This window comes from Faecalibacterium gallinarum (genome assembly GCF_022180365.1).
In the GTDB taxonomy this organism is placed as follows: Bacteria; Bacillota; Clostridia; order Oscillospirales; family Ruminococcaceae; genus Faecalibacterium; species Faecalibacterium gallinarum.
In genome coordinates, this window is the sequence record NZ_BQKV01000061.1 from 1 (window position 1) to 550 (window position 550).

The 550-nt window shown below is 49.8% G+C and carries 1 protein-coding gene; it reads right to left on the minus strand.

Annotated elements, in window-relative coordinates:
* Window positions 1-550 (minus strand): Mu transposase domain-containing protein (locus tag JCM17207_RS09050; RefSeq protein WP_444979641.1); only part of this gene is annotated, 550 nt, incomplete at both ends.

Here is a 550-nt window from a genome sequence, read left to right on the forward strand (position 1 = left end):
GCGTTTGTACAGGCGCTGTGGGAAATTCTTCTGGCTGTGCCAAGGATTCGTACTGTCCTTCACAGAAACTGTCGGTGCGGCTCCAGGTAACGGTATGTGTAGCCAGCAAAACTTTTAGGTCGGCAGAATAAATACGCAGCAAATCGCCGCTGCGCTCTACTCTCGCTGTTGCACCAGGATAGCTGTAGGGTACACCGAAACGCCTGCCCTCGTAATTTACAAAGCCGTCAAAGGAGATCTTTCTTTCCGGACAGAGATAGACTCGGACAGAATCCTCCGGTACCATACGCAGCTGTTCTCCGCATACAGTTTCATGTATCTTTTGCGGCGCACCATTCACGGTACGGCGGTATGTTCCGTTCTGTTTATTGCACCATTCCAATGCTTGCCAATTCAGGTCTGTAAGATCGAAGAATACTCGATCAGCCAGGAAATTGTCTTTCACAAAGCGAACCAACCGCTCCACCTTGCCCTTGGTAAAGGGATGCCGTGGCTTGCAAAGTTTTGTCTCGAAGGCCAGGGCTTGCATAAAGGTTTCATAGTCTTTCTG